Source organism: Pseudomonas sp. LS2P72 (assembly GCF_054897865.1).
This window is the reverse complement of the sequence record NZ_CM142708.1, coordinates 730258-749085: the sequence shown is the minus strand read 5'-3', so window position 1 is coordinate 749085 and position 18828 is coordinate 730258. Positions and strand designations below refer to the sequence as shown.

18 protein-coding genes are annotated in these 18828 nt (G+C 59.2%); 4 read left to right on the top strand and 14 right to left on the bottom strand.

The genetic code is table 11. The annotated features are described in order from the left end of the window. Nucleotides 1-94: 94 nt before the first annotated feature. From ACYZUA_RS03350 to dadA, 6 genes are all read right to left on the bottom strand, one after another. Nucleotides 95-2017, bottom strand: coding sequence for an acetyl-CoA hydrolase/transferase C-terminal domain-containing protein (locus ACYZUA_RS03350; RefSeq protein WP_461962068.1), 1923 nt, complete (start codon nt 2015-2017; stop codon nt 95-97). Between the two features lie 134 nt (nt 2018-2151). Further along, on the bottom strand, nt 2152-2577 hold the full coding sequence (locus ACYZUA_RS03345) for a c-type cytochrome (protein ID WP_461962067.1): 426 nt from the start codon (nt 2575-2577) through the stop codon (nt 2152-2154). Nucleotides 2578-2746: 169 nt separating this feature from the next. Next, nucleotides 2747-3295, bottom strand: coding sequence for a cupin domain-containing protein (locus tag ACYZUA_RS03340; RefSeq protein WP_008150195.1), 549 nt, complete (start codon nt 3293-3295; stop codon nt 2747-2749). A 127-nt stretch (nt 3296-3422) separates the two neighbouring features. Beyond that, complete coding sequence (alr, locus tag ACYZUA_RS03335; protein WP_461962066.1) at nt 3423-4496, bottom strand: alanine racemase; 1074 nt, start codon at nt 4494-4496, stop codon at nt 3423-3425. 94 nt (nt 4497-4590) lie between these two features. Next, complete coding sequence (locus ACYZUA_RS03330) at nt 4591-4944, bottom strand: RidA family protein (RefSeq protein WP_008150191.1); 354 nt, start codon at nt 4942-4944, stop codon at nt 4591-4593. After that, nucleotides 4916-6220 (bottom strand): D-amino acid dehydrogenase, encoded by a 1305-nt coding sequence (gene dadA / locus ACYZUA_RS03325; RefSeq protein WP_074880408.1) that lies wholly within the window; start codon nt 6218-6220, stop codon nt 4916-4918. Before dadA ends, ACYZUA_RS03330 begins: the two co-directional genes overlap by 29 nt. 157 nt (nt 6221-6377) lie before the next feature. Here dadA and ACYZUA_RS03320 point away from each other — a divergent pair, with 157 nt between their 5' ends. Further along, nucleotides 6378-6866 carry an Lrp/AsnC ligand binding domain-containing protein gene (locus ACYZUA_RS03320; protein WP_003177284.1) on the top strand — a complete coding sequence of 163 codons (489 nt, stop codon included), beginning with the start codon at nt 6378-6380 and terminating at the stop codon, nt 6864-6866. Between the two features lie 139 nt (nt 6867-7005). On the opposite strand, the gene ACYZUA_RS03315 is transcribed toward ACYZUA_RS03320, so the two are convergent. Then, complete coding sequence (locus ACYZUA_RS03315) at nt 7006-7359, bottom strand: YkgJ family cysteine cluster protein (protein ID WP_007947437.1); 354 nt, start codon at nt 7357-7359, stop codon at nt 7006-7008. A 147-nt stretch (nt 7360-7506) separates the two neighbouring features. On the opposite strand from ACYZUA_RS03315, the gene ACYZUA_RS03310 reads away from it, so the two are divergent. Next, nucleotides 7507-8820, top strand: coding sequence for an NAD(P)/FAD-dependent oxidoreductase (locus ACYZUA_RS03310; RefSeq protein WP_461962065.1), 1314 nt, complete (start codon nt 7507-7509; stop codon nt 8818-8820). 135 nt (nt 8821-8955) lie between these two features. On the opposite strand, the gene ACYZUA_RS03305 is transcribed toward ACYZUA_RS03310, so the two are convergent. Continuing rightward, nucleotides 8956-9201: a DUF1127 domain-containing protein gene (locus ACYZUA_RS03305; RefSeq protein WP_461962064.1), complete on the bottom strand. Its 246-nt coding sequence runs from the start codon at nt 9199-9201 to the stop codon at nt 8956-8958. Nucleotides 9202-9380: 179 nt separating this feature from the next. On the opposite strand from ACYZUA_RS03305, the gene ACYZUA_RS03300 reads away from it, so the two are divergent. After that, nucleotides 9381-10814 carry an aminotransferase-like domain-containing protein gene (locus tag ACYZUA_RS03300; protein WP_461962063.1) on the top strand — a complete coding sequence of 478 codons (1434 nt, stop codon included), beginning with the start codon at nt 9381-9383 and terminating at the stop codon, nt 10812-10814. 13 nt (nt 10815-10827) lie between these two features. On the opposite strand, the gene ACYZUA_RS03295 is transcribed toward ACYZUA_RS03300, so the two are convergent. From ACYZUA_RS03295 to ACYZUA_RS03275, 5 genes are all read right to left on the bottom strand, one after another. Then, nucleotides 10828-10971, bottom strand: coding sequence for a hypothetical protein (locus ACYZUA_RS03295; RefSeq protein ID WP_461962062.1), 144 nt, complete (start codon nt 10969-10971; stop codon nt 10828-10830). 22 nt (nt 10972-10993) lie between these two features. Then, the gene (locus ACYZUA_RS03290) at nt 10994-11401 is read right to left on the bottom strand and encodes a hypothetical protein (protein WP_461962061.1); all 408 of its coding nucleotides are present in this window, start codon (nt 11399-11401) and stop codon (nt 10994-10996) included. Between the two features lie 28 nt (nt 11402-11429). Further along, a complete protein-coding gene (locus ACYZUA_RS03285; protein WP_461962060.1) occupies nt 11430-13865 on the bottom strand; it encodes a fimbria/pilus outer membrane usher protein in 2436 nt (811 codons plus the stop codon). Then, nucleotides 13865-14572: a fimbria/pilus chaperone family protein gene (locus tag ACYZUA_RS03280; protein ID WP_461962059.1), complete on the bottom strand. Its 708-nt coding sequence runs from the start codon at nt 14570-14572 to the stop codon at nt 13865-13867. The genes ACYZUA_RS03285 and ACYZUA_RS03280 overlap by 1 nt, the downstream gene beginning before the upstream one ends. 205 nt (nt 14573-14777) lie before the next feature. Next, nucleotides 14778-15440, bottom strand: a complete 663-nt coding sequence (locus ACYZUA_RS03275; RefSeq protein ID WP_461962058.1) for a DUF1120 domain-containing protein — start codon at nt 15438-15440, stop codon at nt 14778-14780. 523 nt (nt 15441-15963) lie between these two features. On the opposite strand from ACYZUA_RS03275, the gene ACYZUA_RS03270 reads away from it, so the two are divergent. Continuing rightward, the gene (locus ACYZUA_RS03270) at nt 15964-17544 is read left to right on the top strand and encodes a phospholipase D family protein (RefSeq protein WP_461962057.1); all 1581 of its coding nucleotides are present in this window, start codon (nt 15964-15966) and stop codon (nt 17542-17544) included. 28 nt (nt 17545-17572) lie between these two features. Here the strand turns inward: ACYZUA_RS03270 and ACYZUA_RS03265 are convergent, their stop codons facing one another. Beyond that, nucleotides 17573-18718, bottom strand: a complete 1146-nt coding sequence (locus ACYZUA_RS03265; RefSeq protein WP_461962056.1) for an MFS transporter — start codon at nt 18716-18718, stop codon at nt 17573-17575. Nucleotides 18719-18828: the final 110 nt, after the last annotated feature.

Sequence of the window (18828 nt, the reverse complement as noted above, 5' to 3'; positions counted from 1 at the left end):
TGCTCGCGATGGCGGCCGGACAGTCAATATTGATGTTGAATGTTATGGCCTCATCGCGAGCAAGCTCGGCTCCTACAGGGTTTTGTGTCGGCTGTTACTGCGCGGTGGCTTTCAGGCCGGTGAGCAATAGCCGCTGAAACAAATCCTCTTTCAGCCCTTCCGGCTTGGCCAGCTGCATCCGTTCCAGATGTTCGGGAAACGATGAAGGTTCTGGCGCATCCAACGCAGCCTTGCCCAGTTCCAGAATCTCCGAGAGCTTGAACTTGCTCTTCAACCAGTTCAGCGCCCGCAGCAAGTCCCGCTCCTCAGCGGTGAAATCACAGCCCAACGGATACTCCGGAAACAACTGCGGATGCCGTGCCTGAATGGCCTGCAAGCGCTGCGGACTGTTGTCGGCGAACCGTGGATCAATACGGAAACTCTTCGGTAACTTGCCGACGGCCTGAGCCTGCTCGATCAGCCCCAACTGGAAACGTGAATCGCTGATGTTCAGCAACGCCTCGATCACCGCCGCATCGGTCTTGCCCCGCAGATCGGCGATGCCGTACTCGGTGACCACGATGTCTCGCAGGTGTCGCGGGATCGTGCAATGGCCGTACTCCCAGACGATGTTCGAACTGACCTCACCGCCCGATTCGCGCCAGCTGCGCAGAAGCAACACTGAACGCGCGCCTTCCAGCGCATGGCCCTGGACGACGAAGTTGTATTGCCCGCCGACACCGCTCAGCACCCGCCCGTCTTCGAGCTGATCGGATACGGCTGCGCCAAGCAGGGTCATTGTGAAGGAGGTGTTGATGAAGCGCGCATCGAGGCGCTGCAAGCGTTTGAGTTCTTCCTGACCGTAGAGCTCGTTGATGTAGCTGATGCGGGTCATGTTGAATTCGAGCCGCTTGCTTTGCGGCAGCTCGCGCAGGCGCTCATAGAAACTGCGCGGGCCGAGGAAAAACCCACCATGCACGCTAATGCCGTCGGTTTGTGCGGCTTCGTCGAGGGTGCCGGCATTGGCCTGCTGCTGGGTCGGCACGTCCGGGTAGACTTTGCGCCGAATGATCCCGGCGTCGGCCAGCACCAGCAAGCCGTTGACGAACATTTCGCTGCAACCGTAAAGGCCTTTGGCGAAAGGTTCGACGCCGCCTTCGCGGTCGATGAGTTGCGCCCACTGGCTGAGATTCACGTCCGCCAGCAACGCCTTGTAACCGTCATTGTCGGCCTGCCGCGCCAGCAGCGCCGCGGTCAGCGCATCGCCCATGGCACCGATGCCGATCTGCAAGGTGCCGCCGTCGCGCACCAGCGTGCTGGCGTGCAGCCCGATGAAGTGATCCTGGAAACCCACCGGCATGTTCGGTGTGGAGAACAGCGTGGTGCTGTCCTTCTCGTCGATCAGCAGGTCGAACGTGTCGATACCGATTTCGGCATCGCCGGGCATGTACGGCAAATCGTTGTGCACCTGGCCCACCAGCAGGATCGTCTCCCCCGCCGCCCGACGCTTGGCGATCATGGGGAACAGGTCGAGGGTGATGTCCGGGTTGCAGCTCAGGCTCAGGCGGTCGGGATGTTCGCTGTGGCTGGCCACCAATTGCGCCACCAGGTTCAATCCGGCGGCGTTGATGTCTCGAGCGGCGTGGCTGTAATTGCTGCTGACGTAGTCTTGCTGGGCCTGTGCGCTATGGATCAGGCTGCCGGGCTGCATGAAAAATTGCTGAACATGGATGTTGGACGGCAGGCTGTCGCGATGCAGGTCGGCCAGGAAATCCAGTTCAGGATAGTCGCCGAAAACCCGCTCGATGAAGGGCTCAAGAAAGCGCTTTTGCAAACCGTCGCCCAAGGAAGGACGGCCCAGGCAGAGGGCGGTGTAGATCGTCAGCTGCCGCTCGGGCAACTGCGCGATGCGCTGAAACAGCGCGTTGACGAAATGGTTGGGCTTGCCCAGACCAAGGGGCAGGCCCATGTGGATATGCGCCGGCAACCGCGCCAGGACATCATCGACCGCTTGCTCGATAGAACACAGCTGCACCATCTGATCCTCCCTTACATTCCGTGAATTGGGGTTGGACCGAGCTTGCCGGGTCTTTGCTGCAATGAACAGTCTCAGGCGTAAATCGCAGACACAAAAAAACCGCTCGAAAGCGGTTTTTTGTTGAAGATGAAGGCTTACTTCAGGCCGGACATCTTCTGGATGGCGCCCTTGAGATCGCCATCAGAGCAATCGGCGCAGGTGCCTTTTGGTGGCATCGCGTTGACGCCGGAGATCGCTTTCGCCAGCAAGCCGTCAAGGCCGCCTTCTTTCTTGGCGCGCTCGCCCCAGGCTGCGGCATCACCGACTTTCGGTGCGCCCAACAGGCCGGTGCCGTGGCAAGCGTTGCAATGTTTTGCAATCACTGAGTCAGGGGTCTTGGCATCTCCACCGCCCGCAGAAGCAGCGACTTCCATCCCCTTGCACTCTTTACCCTGAACGCAAACCTGGCCGACTGGCTCAAGGCGTTTAGCAATATCGTCGTTCGTTGCAGCTTGTGCGTTGACTGCCCAAAGGGCCAATACGGTTGCTGGTACGGCCAGCATTTTCATAATTAGATTCACGCGTTCACCCTCAATGGTGGCTAGTCACGCCCACGGCCACGGTTCGCAGGCGGGCGCAAGTATAACGGTAAGCCCGCCACACTGAAACAACCCTAAAGTCGAAGGGGTCTTATGCGTGGCGGAAAAACAACTCGGGCACCTCCGCAATACTCGCGGGACGCCTCTTTTCTTAGAAATTCGCCGGGGTAGCTGCGCTGATTAGTCGCGCTGGCGCATCGAACGGATTACGAAAACGGTGCGGTTTAGTACTTTCAAAGTAGTAGCTGTCGCCGGCTTCGAGCACAAAAGTTTCAAGCCCCACCACCAGTTCAAGTCGACCTTCGAGCAAAATCCCGGTTTCCTCGCCCTCATGGGTGAGCATTTCGTCACCGGTGTCGGCGCCTGGCGGGTAGATTTCGTTGAGGAACGCGATGGCCCGGCTCGGATGAGCCCTGCCGACCAGCTTCATGGTCACTGCACCATCGGAAATATCGATCAGCTCGTTGGCTTTGTAGACGATCTGAGTCGGTTTTTCCTGCAGGATCTCTTCGGAAAAGAACTCGACCATGGACATGGGAATCCCGCCCAGTACCTTCCTCAGCGAACTGATCGAGGGGCTGACACTGTTCTTCTCGATCATCGAAATGGTGCTGTTGGTGACGCCCGCGCGTTTGGCGAGTTCACGCTGGGAAAGTCCTTTGAGCTTACGGATGGATTGCAGTCGTTCACCGACGTCCAATGCTGGAGCCTCCAGGGATTCAGGTTGTTTGAATATTGAGCGATATCATGGCGACAGCGTTCAGTATTTACAACACTTGGACCTGAATCCTGTTCGGTGAAGCGACTTCCGGTCGGGACGCTTTGGCCTAAGCCCCGGAATAGAGCATTGGCACCCGGCGCAGGTTGCAGAAGATCTGGTACGGAATCGTGCCCGCAGCCGCCGCCACGTCACTGGCGAGAATGTTTTTGCCCCACAACTCGACAGTCGAGCCCAGGCCGGCTTGCGGGATATCGGTCAGGTCGACACAAAGCATGTCCATCGACACCCGGCCAATCAACTGGCTGCGCTGTCCGGCAACCATCACGGGGGTACCGGTAGGTGCCTGACGTGGGTAGCCATCGGCGTAACCCATGGCCACCACGCCCACGCGCATCGGTTTCTGGGTGATGAATGTGGCGCCGTAACCGATCGGCTCGCCAGCCGGCAGTTCACGCACGCAAATCACTTTCGATTCGAGGGTCATCACCGGTTGCAGGCGGGACGCCACGGCATTGGCTTCTTCAAACGGAGTCGCGCCGTAGAGCATGATGCCCGGGCGAACCCAATCACTTGGAATCTGCGGCCAACCGAGCACTGCCGGCGAGTTGCGCAGGCTGACCTCGGCCGACAAGCCCTGACGCGCCGCTTCGAACACCGCGACCTGCTCGGCACTGGCCTGACTGTGCAGCTCATCGGCCCGGGCGAAGTGGCTCATCAGAACAATCTTCGCCACCTTGCCGCACGCCAGCAGCCGTTGATAGGCCGCCTGATAATCCTTTGGATGCAAGCCCACCCGATGCATGCCCGAATCGAGCTTGAGCCAGACCGTGATCGGCTTGCTCAGTGCAGCGTTCTCGATGGCTTCGAGCTGCCACAGCGAATGCACCACGCACCAGAAGTCATGCTCGGCAATCAACGACAGCTCATCGGCCTCGAAAAAACCTTCCAGCAGCAACACCGGCGCACGAATGCCCGCGGCTCGCAGCTCCAATGCTTCTTCGATGCAAGCCACGGCAAACCCGTCCGCCTCGGCTTCCAGCGCCTGGGCGCAACGCACCGCGCCATGACCGTAGGCATCGGCCTTGATCACCGCGAGGGCCTTGACCCCCGTGACTTCACGGGCGATTTGGTAGTTGTGACGCAGGGCTTGAAGGTCGATCAGGGCACGGGCTGGACGCATGGCGGCAGACTTCTAGGCGGTCATGTGAAGAAAAACCGGCGCTGGCTGACGGCGTGAACCGCCAGTAGCACCGGGAGAGGGATTTTTCAGACGTTTATGGCAGAGCGGCGACAACCGACAGCTCAACCAGGATTTCCGGTTCGCACAGCTTCGATTCAACAGTGGCACGGGCCGGGGCGACGCCTTTTGGCAGCCACTTGTCCCAGACCGCGTTCATGCCTTCAAAGTGTGCATCAATGTCTTTCAAGTAAATCGTCACCGACAGCAAACGGCTCTTGTCGGTCCCGGCCAGATCCAGCAAACGCTCGATGTTGGCGAGCGTTTCACGGGTCTGCTGTTCAATCCCGGCGTTCATATCGTCGCCGACCTGCCCTGCCAGATACACGGTACCGCTGTGGACTACGATCTGGCTCATGCGCTCATTGGTGAGCTGGCGCTGGATTGACATGTTTTGCAGACTCCTGAAGTTTTTTTCCATAACGGGAAATATCGAGGCCTTCGGCGCTGATTTGCGGCGTTTTCTTCGCCATCAGATCGGCCAGCAAGCGACCGGAACCGCACGCCATGGTCCAACCAAGCGTGCCGTGACCCGTGTTCAAAAACAGATTGCTGAACGGCGTAGCACCCACGATCGGCGTGCCGTCCGGAGTGGTCGGACGCAGACCGGTCCAGAAACTCGCCTGGGCCAGATCGCCGCCCTGAGGATAGAGGTCGTTGACGATCATCTCCAGGGTTTCACGCCGACGGGGGTTCAGCGACAGGTCAAAACCGGCTATTTCAGCCATGCCACCGACGCGGATGCGGTTGTCGAAACGGGTGATCGCGACCTTGTAGGTCTCATCGAGGATAGTCGAAGTCGGGGCCATCGCCGGGTTGGTGATCGGCACAGTCAGGGAGTAACCCTTGAGTGGATACACCGGCGCCTTGATGCCCAGCGGCTTGAGCAGTTGCGGCGAGTAGCTGCCCAGCGCCAGCACGTAGCGATCAGCGGTTTCCAGCTTGCCGTCGATCCAGACACCATTGATGCGGTCGCCGGCGTAGTCGAGGCGCTGAATGTCCTGGTCGAAGCGGAATTCCACACCCAGTTTGGTAGCCATTTCGACCAGGCGGGTGGTGAACATCTGGCAGTCGCCAGTCTGGTCATTCGGCAGGCGCAGCGCACCGGCGAGGATGTCGGTGACGCTGGCCAGCGCCGGCTCGACACGGGCAATGCCGGCGCGGTCGAGCAGTTCGAACGGCACGCCGGACTCTTTCAGCACGGCGATGTCTTTCCAGGCGCCGTCGAGTTGAGCCTGGGTGCGGAACAATTGGGTAGTCCCGAGGCTACGGCCTTCGTAGGCAATGCCGGTTTCGGCGCGCAGTTCGTCGAGGCAGTCACGGCTGTACTCGGACAGACGGACCATGCGCTCCTTGTTCACCGCATAACGGCTGGCGGTGCAGTTGCGCAGCATCTGCGCCATCCACAGGTACTGGTCGATGTCGGCGGTGGCCTTGATCGCCAGCGGTGCGTGGCGCTGCAGCAGCCATTTGATGGCCTTGAGCGGCACACCCGGCGCGGCCCACGGCGAGGCATAACCCGGCGAGACCTGCCCGGCGTTGGCGAAACTGGTCTCCATGGCAGCGGCCGGCTGACGGTCCACGACCACCACTTCAAACCCGGCACGCGCCAGATAGTAAGCACTGGTGGTACCGATGACGCCGCTACCCAAGACCATAACGCGCATTTTCATATCCCTCATCGCGGCTTGCCGCTGACGTTCGTAGTTGTCGAGCATTGATGTGCGCAGTGTAAAAAAGATTAGGCAGTGCTTTTCACTATATAAGTGCCTATATTTGGCGAGAATTCTCGGCAAAAACGCTTTTCACGGAGGCGCATCCCCTATGCGTACCAACACTCAGACCAAACGTGAGCTGGACAAGATCGACCGCAACATCCTGCGGATTCTGCAAGCGGACGGGCGCATCTCCTTCACCGAGCTGGGGGAAAAGGTCGGGCTCTCGACCACGCCGTGTACCGAGCGGGTCCGGCGGCTGGAGCGCGAAGGGATCATCATGGGCTACAACGCCCGGCTGAATCCGCAGCACCTCAAGGGTAGTCTTCTGGTATTCGTCGAGATCAGTCTCGACTACAAATCCGGCGATACTTTCGAAGAGTTCCGACGCGCGGTCCTGAAGCTTCCCCATGTGTTGGAGTGCCATTTGGTGTCAGGGGATTTCGACTATCTGGTGAAGGCGCGGATTTCCGAGATGGCCTCGTACCGCAAACTGCTGGGCGACATCCTGCTCAAGCTGCCGCATGTGCGCGAATCCAAGAGCTACATCGTGATGGAAGAGGTGAAAGAGAGCTTGAGCCTGCCGATTCCGGATTGAGACTTGTGGCGTCTGTTCAGGCCTCATCGCGAGCAGGCTCGCTCCCACAGTTAATCTGCAGCGGACACACATTCTGTGCATGATACAGATCCAGTGTGGGAGCTAGCCTGCTAGCGATTACAGGCGACTCGGTCTTCTCTTAGACGAGGACCTGCCGCGTTGAAGCCATGTACTCGTGAATCTGCTTCTCCACCCGCGGATGAATCAGTTCCACCGGTCCCCGCCCATTCGGGCACGGCAAGGTCTTGGTGGTGCCGAACAGTCGACAGATCAGCGGCCGCTCGTCATACACGGTGCAGCCGTTGGGCCCGAGGTGCACACAGTTGAGCTCATCCATCGCCGCATCCTGCTCGGCCCGGGTCTTGCGCGGCAGGCGGGACATTTCTTCCGGTGAGGTGGTCACCGGCCCACAGCAGTCATGGCAGCCGGGCACGCACTCGAACGAGGGAATCTGCTGCCGTAGCGTGCGAATTTTCTGACTGTTGCAGCTCATCGAAGCGGGAACCAAAAGCGAAATAGAGCGGGATTCTGACGCAAAAGCCCCGATCCAGACAGCACCAACCGACCAGTGTTGCCCGCATCCGAAGGTCCGGCTTATGCTCCGTCAAATTTTCTAAACACAAGAATCAGGAACACGCACATGAATGCCCGTGCTCAGCAACCGGCCCCGAACCACCAGCACCCTGCTTCTTACTACGCCACCAGCAGCCTGCCGCAGCCCGATCATCCGGTGCTCACAGGCGACCTGGTGGCTGACGTGTGCGTGGTCGGTGGCGGGTTCTCCGGGTTGAACACGGCGCTCGAACTGGCCGAACGCGGCTTCAGTGTGATCCTGCTCGAAGCCCACAAAATCGGTTGGGGCGCCAGCGGACGCAATGGTGGGCAGTTGATTCGAGGCGTCGGCCACGGCCTCGATCAGTTCACTAACGTGGTCGGTGCGGACGGTGTGCGTCAGATGAAACTCATGGGCCTGGAAGCAGTGGAAATCGTCCGACAGCGCGTCGAGCGTTTTCAGATTCCTTGCGATCTGACTTGGGGCTATTGCGATCTGGCGAACAAGCCCCGAGACCTCGAAGGTTTCACCGAAGACGCCGAGGAGCTGCGCAGTCTCGGTTACCGTTACGAAACCCGGCTGCTGCAAGCCAGCGAAATGCACTCAGTCGTAGGATCCGACCGCTACGTCGGCGGCTTGATCGACATGGGATCGGGGCACCTTCATCCGCTCAACCTGGCGCTGGGTGAAGCGGCGGCCGCGCAACAGTTGGGAGTGAAGTTGTTCGAACAATCGGCAGTCACTCGCATCGATTACGGCCCCGAGGTCAAGGTCCATACCGCTCAGGGCTCGGTTCGCGCCAAGACGCTGGTGCTGGGCTGCAACGCCTACCTCAATGAACTCAATCCCGAACTTGGCGGCAAGGTGCTGCCCGCCGGCAGCTACATCATCGCCACCGAACCGTTGAGTGAAACGCTGGCTCACTCGCTGCTGCCGCAGAACATGGCGGTCTGCGATCAACGGGTGGCGCTGGATTACTACCGGCTCTCGGCGGACCGACGCTTGCTGTTTGGCGGCGCGTGCCATTACTCAGGTCGCGACCCGAAGGACATCGCCGCGTACATGCGGCCGAAGATGCTGGAGGTTTTCCCGCAGCTGGCCGGGGTGAAAATCGACTATCAATGGGGCGGGATGATCGGCATTGGCGCCAACCGTCTGCCGCAGATCGGGCGGTTAAAGGATCAGCCGAATGTGTATTACGCCCAGGCTTATTCCGGTCATGGCGTGAATGCCACGCACCTCGCGGGGAAGTTGTTGGCTGAGGCTATCAGTGGTCAGCAGGGTGGCGGGTTTGATCTGTTTGCCAAGGTGCCGCATATCACGTTCCCTGGCGGTAGGCATTTGCGCTCGCCGTTGTTGGCGTTGGGAATGTTGTGGCATCGGCTTAAAGAGTTGGTCTGAAAAGTTTTCAGCGCCTGTAGCGACGCCATCGCGGGCAAGCCTTGCTCCTACAGGTTGGTGTTGATCTCAAGAATGACGCATGACCTGTAGGAGCAAGGCTTGCCCGCGATGGCGGCCGCAAGGACACCACAAGACTCAGATCCGCCAGAAGGGTTTAAGCCCCTCCTCTCGCGCCTGCTCCCGACTCAACCCGACGTCCTCAAGCTGCTCAGTCGTGAGCTCCAGCAACACCTTGCGCGTGTGCAGACGATGCCAGAACAGACCCCAGCGACTCAGGCCGGACGGTGCGTTGCGCATGACCGCCTCGCGTGCACCGTTGATTTGCCCTGCCGCCAGTTCCTGACTGCGTAACGTCAGCCGCACATCGCTCAAGCCGTTCATTTTGATTGCTCCTGTTTACTTGGGTAGCCAGAGCTTTCATGATGCGCGGACGGCAAAAAGCATTACAGATTCAACGGGACTGTATTAACTCCATACAGATTTTGCGTTTCAGCGTCTGAATCCAATATTTTCAACTTATCTGTACTGGTTCACCAAATCACCCACACCGAGACTGCGCCATGACCCTATACGTCAACCTCGCCGAACTGCTCGGCACGCGTATCGAACAGGGCTTCTATCGCCCCGGAGACCGGCTGCCGTCAGTGCGTGCGCTGAGTGTTGAACACGGCGTCAGTCTGAGCACGGTGCAACAGGCCTATCGCGTGCTGGAAGACAGCGGCATGGCGACACCGAAACCCAAATCCGGCTACTTCGTTCCGGTGGGTCGCGAGCTGCCGGAGCTGCCGGCCATTGGCCGCCCGGCGCAGCGCCCGGTGGATATTTCCCAGTGGGATCAGGTGCTGGAACTCATTCGCGCTGTCCCGCGCAAAGATGTCGTGCAACTGGGTCGCGGCATGCCGGACATCACCTCGCCGACCATGAAACCGCTGCTGCGCAACCTGGCGCGAATCAGCCGGCGGCAGGACATGCCCGGTCTGTATTACGACAATATCTACGGCACCCTCGAACTGCGCGAACAGATCGCCCGCCTGATGCTGGATTCCGGCTGCCAGTTGAGCGCCAGCGACCTGGTGGTCACCACGGGTTGCCATGAAGCGCTGTCCACCAGCATCCGTGCTATCTGCGAGCCGGGCGACATTGTCGCCGTGGATTCGCCAAGCTTTCACGGCGCCATGCAAACCCTCAAGGGTCTGGGCATGAAAGCCCTGGAAATCCCCACCGACCCGCTCACCGGGATCAGCCTCGATGCCCTCGAACTGGCCTTGGAACAATGGCCGATCAAGGCCATACAGTTGACCCCCAACTGCAACAACCCGCTGGGCTACATCATGCCCGAATCGCGCAAACGCGCGTTGTTGACACTCGCACAGCGTTTCGACGTAGCGATCATCGAGGACGATGTGTATGGCGAACTGGCCTACACGTACCCGCGCCCGCGCACGATCAAATCCTTCGACGAAGACGGCCGCGTCCTGCTGTGCAGTTCCTTTTCCAAGACCCTGGCGCCGGGGCTGCGCATTGGCTGGGTGGCGCCGGGACGGTATCTGGAACGGGTGCTGCACATGAAATACATCAGCACCGGCTCTACCGCGCCGCAACCGCAGATCGCAATTGCCGAATTCCTCAAGTCCGGGCACTTCGAACCGCATTTGCGGCGGATGCGCACCCAATACCAACGCAATCGCGACGTGATGATCGATTGGGTCAGCCGTTATTTTCCGGCCGGTACCCGCGCCAGCCGTCCTCAGGGCAGTTTCATGCTTTGGGTCGAACTGCCGGAGGGCTTCGATACCCTGAAACTGAATCGCGCACTGCACGATCAAGGCGTACAGATTGCCGTCGGAAGTATTTTTTCCGCCTCCGGCAAATACCGCAATTGCCTGCGGATGAACTACGCCGCCAAGCCAACGCCGCAGATCGAGGATGCTGTACGCAAGGTCGGCGCGGCAGCAATCAGGCTGTTGGCAGACATCGACGGTGTGAGCGACTGACCCTGCTGTCACATCAATTGACCACAAAACTGCCGCGACTTTCAAACCGGGTCACGTCGCGAACCTGCGTCGCCTCTTGGCTGACTCGCGCCTCAAGCTCAAGCTCCAGAACCAGTCGCTGACCTGCCGCCACCGTACCGTTGCGCCACGGCATCATTCGGTCGCCAGGCCTTAACGTGTCAGGGGTTGGGCGTGCCCTCTTCACCCTTGCGGACCCAATCCACCGTCAGGCCGTCCAGTTGAGCACGGAGGATCCGTACCTGTAATGTCCCCTCCGAGAATCGATAGAGCTGGGCATTCGCCGCCGATGCCTCCAGCATAAGCGTCATCGGCATCGCTTCTGCGCACTGCACCTGAAGACTGGTGCGCCGGCTGCCAAAGCTTGCTGAAGCACTGCCCGTCGACTGTTCCAGCAAGGCCCCGCGAGTGGTCGACCCAAAGTCCAGCAGTGCCGGCAACAGCGCAGCCGTGCAACGGTCGGCGGCCTGTACCTGAACGAAGGGAGATGAAAGCAAAACGCCAAGCGCCAAGGTGCGGGAGCCCGCACGCAAGATGCCGGGAAAATAACTGAATACCGCTGATTTCATGGGCGCTCCTTTAATCGAACTATAGACATCACCCCACCTCGCAAACCGCTTCAGCTGTCTCGAAAAGTGCTGAGGACTCAGAGGGCGTCTGGGCAAGTTTCAGGGTCACGTTGCACGTGTCGCCCTCGGTCAACGCCAGCTGCAATTGCATCTCGCTCTGCGCATCGAGCAGAAAAATCTTTCCGGCGTCGACCACTGTCGTCAGGTATTTTTCACCGGCGTAGACCGCCACACCCTTGGCCACTGGCTGGCCTTGCACCGTATGCACTACGAGCAATACGCGCCGGGCGCTGACGAGCGCGAAATCAAATACCTGGACCGAACCACGTCCGGCCTCGACCTCCTGATAGCCATTGAGCACGTCGACGCTACGCGGCAGGCTGGCCGTTTCGATCTCTACTTTGGTGTTGCGGTAGGCCGGCAGACTGGCCGCCATGGCACGCCCGGCACCGTCTGTCCAGACCGGCCCCTGTGAAGTGCGTATTTTGACACCCGCCGATTCCCCTACCTTCACCAGTCCGAACGTGTCGCGCAGGGGATAGGGCGACGGTGTGACTCCATCCGCGTGGACCGCCAAACCGCCACGCAAGGCGACGTCATAGGTCTTGGACCCGGAGCCACTGTGTGAGTAACCCAGAGCTGCACGGGTGTAGCGCGGCAACAGGTTGACGCGCCCATTGATGCCTGTGGCGCCGTTTTCGTCACGGTCGGCAGCAATGCTATAGGCCAGTGTGTCGCTGACTTGCTCACTCAACTGCGCCCCACTGCTCAATCCGGCGCGGTCATCGCGCCGTGCATAAGTGCTCAAGCTACGCTGAGCACCCAGCGGCATGCTCAGCGAGAGGTAAGCGCCCGTGCCTGATGCATTGTTTGTCTGGCCACCGAAGCTGCGTTCCATATTGGCTGAAAGGCTCACCTCCCCGAACGCGCGCGACCAGGAAAGGCCCAGGCGTGATTGCGCCTCACCGTTGACCGTGGCATTGCGTGACAATACAGCGCCAAACGCTCCTGACTGTGTGGTAGTACCGCTCAACGAAGCCCCCAACTGCTGGCTGGCGCGAGACTCGGGCCGATCAAGCGTTTGATCCCAGGCAGTGTCCGACAACGTGCGAAAACCTTCGGATTGCTGCGAGGCCGTCAGGCTTGCAGACAATGAGGGGGTGAAAACGGTACTGAGCGCTGCTTGAAACTGAGCGCCACGCGTTTTCGAGGTCAGCACGCCAGAGACCACCTGCTGAGCACTGACCGTGGTTTGATCAGTCAGCGCTTGATGGATCCCCCAACCGATCGATTGATAGTCGCTGGCCCCCATTACTCCGACACCCAACTGCGTACCTGGCCGCCATTGCCAGTCATTGCTGAGCGTGGCAAATGTCGGGGCTTCGCGATTATCGCCAGTTGTTCGGCGAACCTGACCGAAAGCCAATGAATAACTGGCACTCGAACTGCCAGTCCCTCTGCGCAAGCTCCCAGAAGGCACGGTGAATCGTCGCCGCGAACCATTTTCCTCATTCACCGTCACGTCAAGATCAAGGTTGTAGCTCAACAGTGGCAGGTCCCTGAGGGTGAAAGGTCCAGCGGGGACGACGGTGGTGTAGATCATTGCGCCGTTTTGCCGCACCTCCACTCGAGCCGGCGAGTAAGCAATGCCTTCGACGGCAGACCCGGCACCAAACCCTTCGTTCTCCAATGCGAGCGCAGATTCAGGCAGAAACTGAACCCCGGTATACGTCCCTCCAGCGAACAGTGGCGTGGCCAGGGTGAGTTGACCCAACTGCATCTGGGTTTTGTAGCTTTCCAGGGTCCGTTCGGCATAGGCATTCAGATGCTCAAAGCGAGTAACTCCCTGAAACGAAGCGTACGATTGGCGGCTCCGAAAAATCCAATCCCCGGCATTCAGGCCGACTTCGGAGTTGAGGCTGTGATACTGACTCGACTGGCCATTGAACTGACTGCTGACCGCCAACGCGTCATAGTTGAACAGGCCCGCGACGCCACCATTGGAGAAACTGCGCTGGCCCGGCCCCGAAGACGCCAACAAGTGCGTGGGCACCAGCAGACTGACCTGTTCCTTGCCCGGGTCGAGCCGGGCAATCCCATCCGGAAACGCTGTACTGAACAGCACGCAAGCGCCCTTGCCCGATTCCTGCGAGAGGCGATCGGGAACACGAATGCCACCACCTGCCAGCAACCCGATGTCGACACACAGGTCACCGTTTTCATAAAACCTGCCGAGCGCACGCCCCTTTGCCACGCCGTTGACTTCCAGCGCTATTCGCCGCAGACCTTGCTCGAATCGCGGTGCCAAACTGAAGTACTGCGCCAGTTTCGGGTCAATCCCTCGGTCTTTCAGCACTTCGGCGTCGAACGCCACACGCTCGTCGGCAAGGGCTCGATCACAAACCGTCACGCCGTAGGTCATTCCGGCGACAAGCGCCACCCTCGCCCCACGAGTGCCGAACATTACTTGACGACCAGCGGCGCGTCATAAGTGCCCACCGCGAAACCGTAGGTCGTTGCGGGGGACAGACGTACCGTCGTGCTTGAGGCCAATAATGCGGCGCCCGCCAGCACAAGCTCTTCACCCGGCAAAACATAGGTTCGCGGCAAATCCAGCATCACGCCAGATGGCATGACGCTGACGGATTTGGACAGTCGAACGACATAAGGGCTGGGGTTTTTGACCTTTAGCTGAGCGCCGTGCAGCGACCAGTTCAAACGCTTCCAGGGTTCAGCCTCGACCGGCAGATTGGCCGGACGCAAGATCACCGGAATGTTCTGCCGCACACCCAGGGCTATCTGAGCATCACTCTTTGAGGTTTTCGGCAGGATGCCTTCGAAGATGACACGCTTGAGGCGCTCGGTTTCGAGCGGTTTGCTGCTTTGCAGTATGAACCGGACCTGCTGTGCTCCACCGGCTTCGACCCGCGCCACAGGCGGACTCAGTACCAACAGACTTTCTTCGTCCTCGGGCGTGTTCTCGATAACGGTATACAACAGCGCGGGTTGATCATCGGTGTTCTTGACGTTGATCGTGGCTTCGCCGAGGGACTCTTCCACCAGCAGTACCGGCACTTCCGGCACCATGCCAACGCCCATTGCGCCCGACGAAATCGACAAACCAATTGCTATCAACGCACCAAGCTCGATCTGCTTTTTCAATGAATACATGATGATTTCCAGGCGTATCAACGCAGCGATCCGGTTTGGAACGTGCGTCGAGGCTGTGCTCTTTTGACGAGGGGACGTGGCGATAGAGATTCAGCGGGCTATTGCAGCGCCCTTGCTTCTGCGCTGGCAGCAGCCATCTCTATCGCCCGGTTTGAAACCAGGTTGTGTTCAGGAAATCAGCCGTCGCCGTCCTGAAAAATCTGTCTTAGAGGTAGAACACGTCGAAAATCACCGAACCATCGACCTTGAACGAGGTGGTGGCCGCCGGCAGTTGACGGGTGGGCCGGATGGCGGCGGCCACTTTCATTTCAAAAGTATGTACCAGCGCTGCGGCTGGACCGGAAGCCGAATTCAGGCCCCAGGAGTAAGTGGTCGGGAAGTTCGAGACCATGCGGCTGCCAGGCACGCGCCAGCTCAGGTTGTCTGGAGTGCGAACCAGGAACGTCCGCTCATGATTGTCCGTCGTGGCCTTGCCAACCCGCAGGCCAAACCCACCGAGACCCACGCCAGAGCTGCCGGCGTTACCCAAGCCGTAGTAAAGATTTTCACCGATAAACCCTGTAGGGCTGAAGACCAGGTTCGGAGCCTTAGTCGCGGCACGGTTGTCTTTCACACCGAACTCAACGGCGGCCGGGGCATCGCAGCGGATATTCAGGGAAATATCATGTTCTGGCAGGTTGTTTTGAGCCGTAGGACTCAGCGAACTTAAAGTGATCTGGCCCAAGTCAACGTTAGTACCGCCAGCGAAACTTGGCGTACAGGAAGTTGGAACAATATTGCCTGTAACGGTCAAACCGACACTGGCCGCCGATGCCATTACGGGAGAAACAGCAACAGCCATCGCCGCGACTAAAAACAGCTTTTTCATTATTAAATTCCTTGTTAGACAGATATCAATCACAGGCTTTGCATACGAAAAAAGTCCGATAGCAAATCAAGCCAAGCGATCATCGCGGAGGAGCGTAAGCTTTATCTGTAGGAATACTCGTTAATAGCCAGAGGGTTAGTCTCAAAAGCTCGTAGCTTTTTGGGTCAAGGTTTGCAAGGAGTTATCCGAAAAAACTGGAAGCATCTTCGTCGAACTCTATGTGACTTTCGCGCCACCCTCTAAATACTCGACCGCGAGGATATCCTCCGGCTAAAGCCTGGTACCCTCTATCACTGACTCCATTGAAATCAATTCAAAAAATTTAAAACAACACCCAACTAAAATCGCAATCTTTAAACCCGAAACTATTACATCCCGCCTAAACTCACTTGCGATCATTTCAACTTTAACCCTGACGTAAAGTTACAAATTCAAGCCACGCCTCGTTCTGTTCGCCCCGTTGACGCCTCACTTCGGAAAGCCGTGCCATACTTAGGCTTTGCCGTGATGCGAGACATCCGACTTGAGCTACCGACCAACCCTGGCTTTTCTCCTGTTGCTCAGCGTGTGCTTGAGCGGTTGCGCCACGTACGATGCACAAAAAACCCCTAGCCAGGCACTGCCGGCGACCCAGTCCAGCTTCGGTCGCTCGATCCAGGCACAGGCCGCCCCCCATCAGGGCCGCTCGGGCTTTCGCTTGCTCTCTGATAGCGCCGAGGCCTTCACCGCCCGTGCCGAGCTGATTCGCAACGCCCAAAGCAGCCTCGATCTGCAGTACTACATCGTCCATGACGGCATCAGCACACGAATACTGGTGAGCGAGCTGCTCAACGCCGCCGACCGTGGCGTGCGAGTGCGGATTCTGCTCGACGACACCACCAGCGATGGCCTGGACAAGATCATTGCGAGCCTTGCCGCACATCCGAAGATTCAGATCCGCGTGTTCAACCCGCTACATCTGGGCCGCAGCACGGTCGTTACGCGAACCATGGGCCGGTTCTTCAACCTGTCGCTGCAACACCGGCGCATGCACAACAAACTGTGGGTGGCGGACAACAGCGCGGCGATCGTTGGCGGGCGCAACCTGGGGGACGAGTATTTCGATGCCAAGTCCAACATCAATTTCACCGACATCGACATGCTCAGTGTCGGCCCGGTTGCAGAGCAGTTGGGGCATAGCTTCGACCAGTACTGGAACAGCGCCCTGAGCAAGCCGATCGAACAGTTTCTCTCGAGCAAGCCGACAGCCAGGGATCTGAGAAACACCCGGACTCGACTGGACGAATCCCTGGAGGAAACGCGTAAACAGAACCACGCGCTTTATCAGCAGTTGATGGCCTACACCACTCACCCGCGCCTGGATGCCTGGCGTCGGGAGCTTATCTGGGCCTGGAACCAGGCGCTGTGGGACGCACCGAGCAAGGTCTTGTCCAAGGGCGAGCCGGAGCCGCACTTGCTGCTGACCACCCAGTTGGCGCCCGAGCTCAACGGGGTCAGCAAGGAGCTGATCATGGTCTCGCCCTACATCGTACCCACCCAACCGGGTCAGGTGTATCTGACCGGTCGCGCCGATGCCGGCGTGTCGGTGAGTTTGCTGACCAATTCACTGGAAGCCACCGACGTACCGGCCACGCACGGTGGTTACGCACCCTATCGCAAAGCCTTGCTGGAACACGGCGTGCAATTGTTCGAATTGCGTCGTCAGCCCGGCGACAACGGTGACAACGGCAGCGAGCCAAGCCAGTTTTACAGCGCAAGCAACACCTCCCGTAGTTCCGACTCCAGCCTGCACAGCAAGGCGATGATTTTCGACCGACAGAAAGCCTTCATCGGGTCGTTCAATTTCGACCCGCGCTCAATACTGTGGAACACCGAAGTCGGGGTCCTGGTGGACAACCCGCAGCTCGCCGGACGGGTACGCGAATTGGCACTGGAGGGTATGGCGCCGCCCCTCAGCTATCAGGCCCGACTGGAAAAGGGTCAGATCGTCTGGGTCACCGAAGATGACGGCAAGCTGCACACGTTGACCAAAGAACCGGGAACCTGGTGGCAGCATTTCAATTCATGGCTCAGCAACATGGTCGGCCTGGAGCGGATGTTGTAGCCAGAAGGCTGGTGATGAATTGTGGCGATCAGGCCGGTTCGGCAACTATCCCAAACGCGCCTCGCCGTGACAGCAGAATCACCAATCCCAGCGCACCGGCCGCCATCAGCAGCGGCAGCGCATGCCCGCTGATCCACTGACTGCCGGCACCGGCTGCCAGCGGTCCGACCAGGCAACCGATCCCCCACAGCTGCGCGATATGCGCATTGGCGCGCACCAGTGCATCGTCGCGATAGCGCTCGCCGATCAGGATCAGCGACAAAGTGAACAAGCCACCGGCACTGGCACCAAACAACACCCACAACGGCCAGATCAGCAACGTGTCGATCAACAACGGAATGGCCAGGCTCGATATCAACAGAATCACCGCACACCCGGTGAATAACGTACGTCGCGACAAGCGATCAGCCAGTGCGCCAATCGGCAATTGCAGCAAGGCATCACCCACCACCACCGTGCTGACCATCGCCAACGCAATATCCGTCGTGAAGCCCTGACGCAGGCAATAGACCGGCAACAAAGTCAGGATCATCGCTTCGAACGCCGCGAACAGCGACACCGCCCAGGCAATCGCCGGCAGGCCACGGCAGAAGCCCAGCAAGTCACTGAAGGTCACGCTGCTGGCTTCACTGCTCGGCGCGCCGCTGCGTCCCAACAACAGGAACGGCGCCGCCGTCAGCAACCCGACGCCGACCCAAAATCCGTAATCGTGTTCGGTGCCCACAACGCCAAGCAGCAACGGCCCGGCCAGCTGACTTAGCGCATAGCTGCTGCCATACAGCGCCACCAATCGACCGCGCCACTCCTCCAGCACAAGCTGGTTGATCCAGCTTTCGCCGAGGATGAAGACGAGGGTCAGAATTACCCCGATCATCAGCCGCAATACCAGCCAAATCGGATAGCTCGGCAACAGCGCCAGCAAACCGATGGACAACGCCCCGGCCCACAGGCACAAACGCATCAGATTGGCCGTCCCCAGACGCGCGGCCAGATGGCTGGAGATCTTTGCCCCCAGCAATACGCCAATGGCAGGCATCGCTGCCATCACGCCGATGGCGAACGAGCCGTAACCCCAGCCTTCCAGGCGAAACGACACCAACGGCATGCTGACGCCCAGCGCCAGGCCGACACTCAAGACAGACGCCAACACGGCGAAATAAGTCGCCCAACGCATTTCCCACGCTCCTGTGGATTGTTATTTTTTAACCGCTGCACAAAGCAATGTGGGAGCGAGCCTGCTCGCGAAGAGGCCAGCACATTCAACATCAATGTTGACTGTTACAC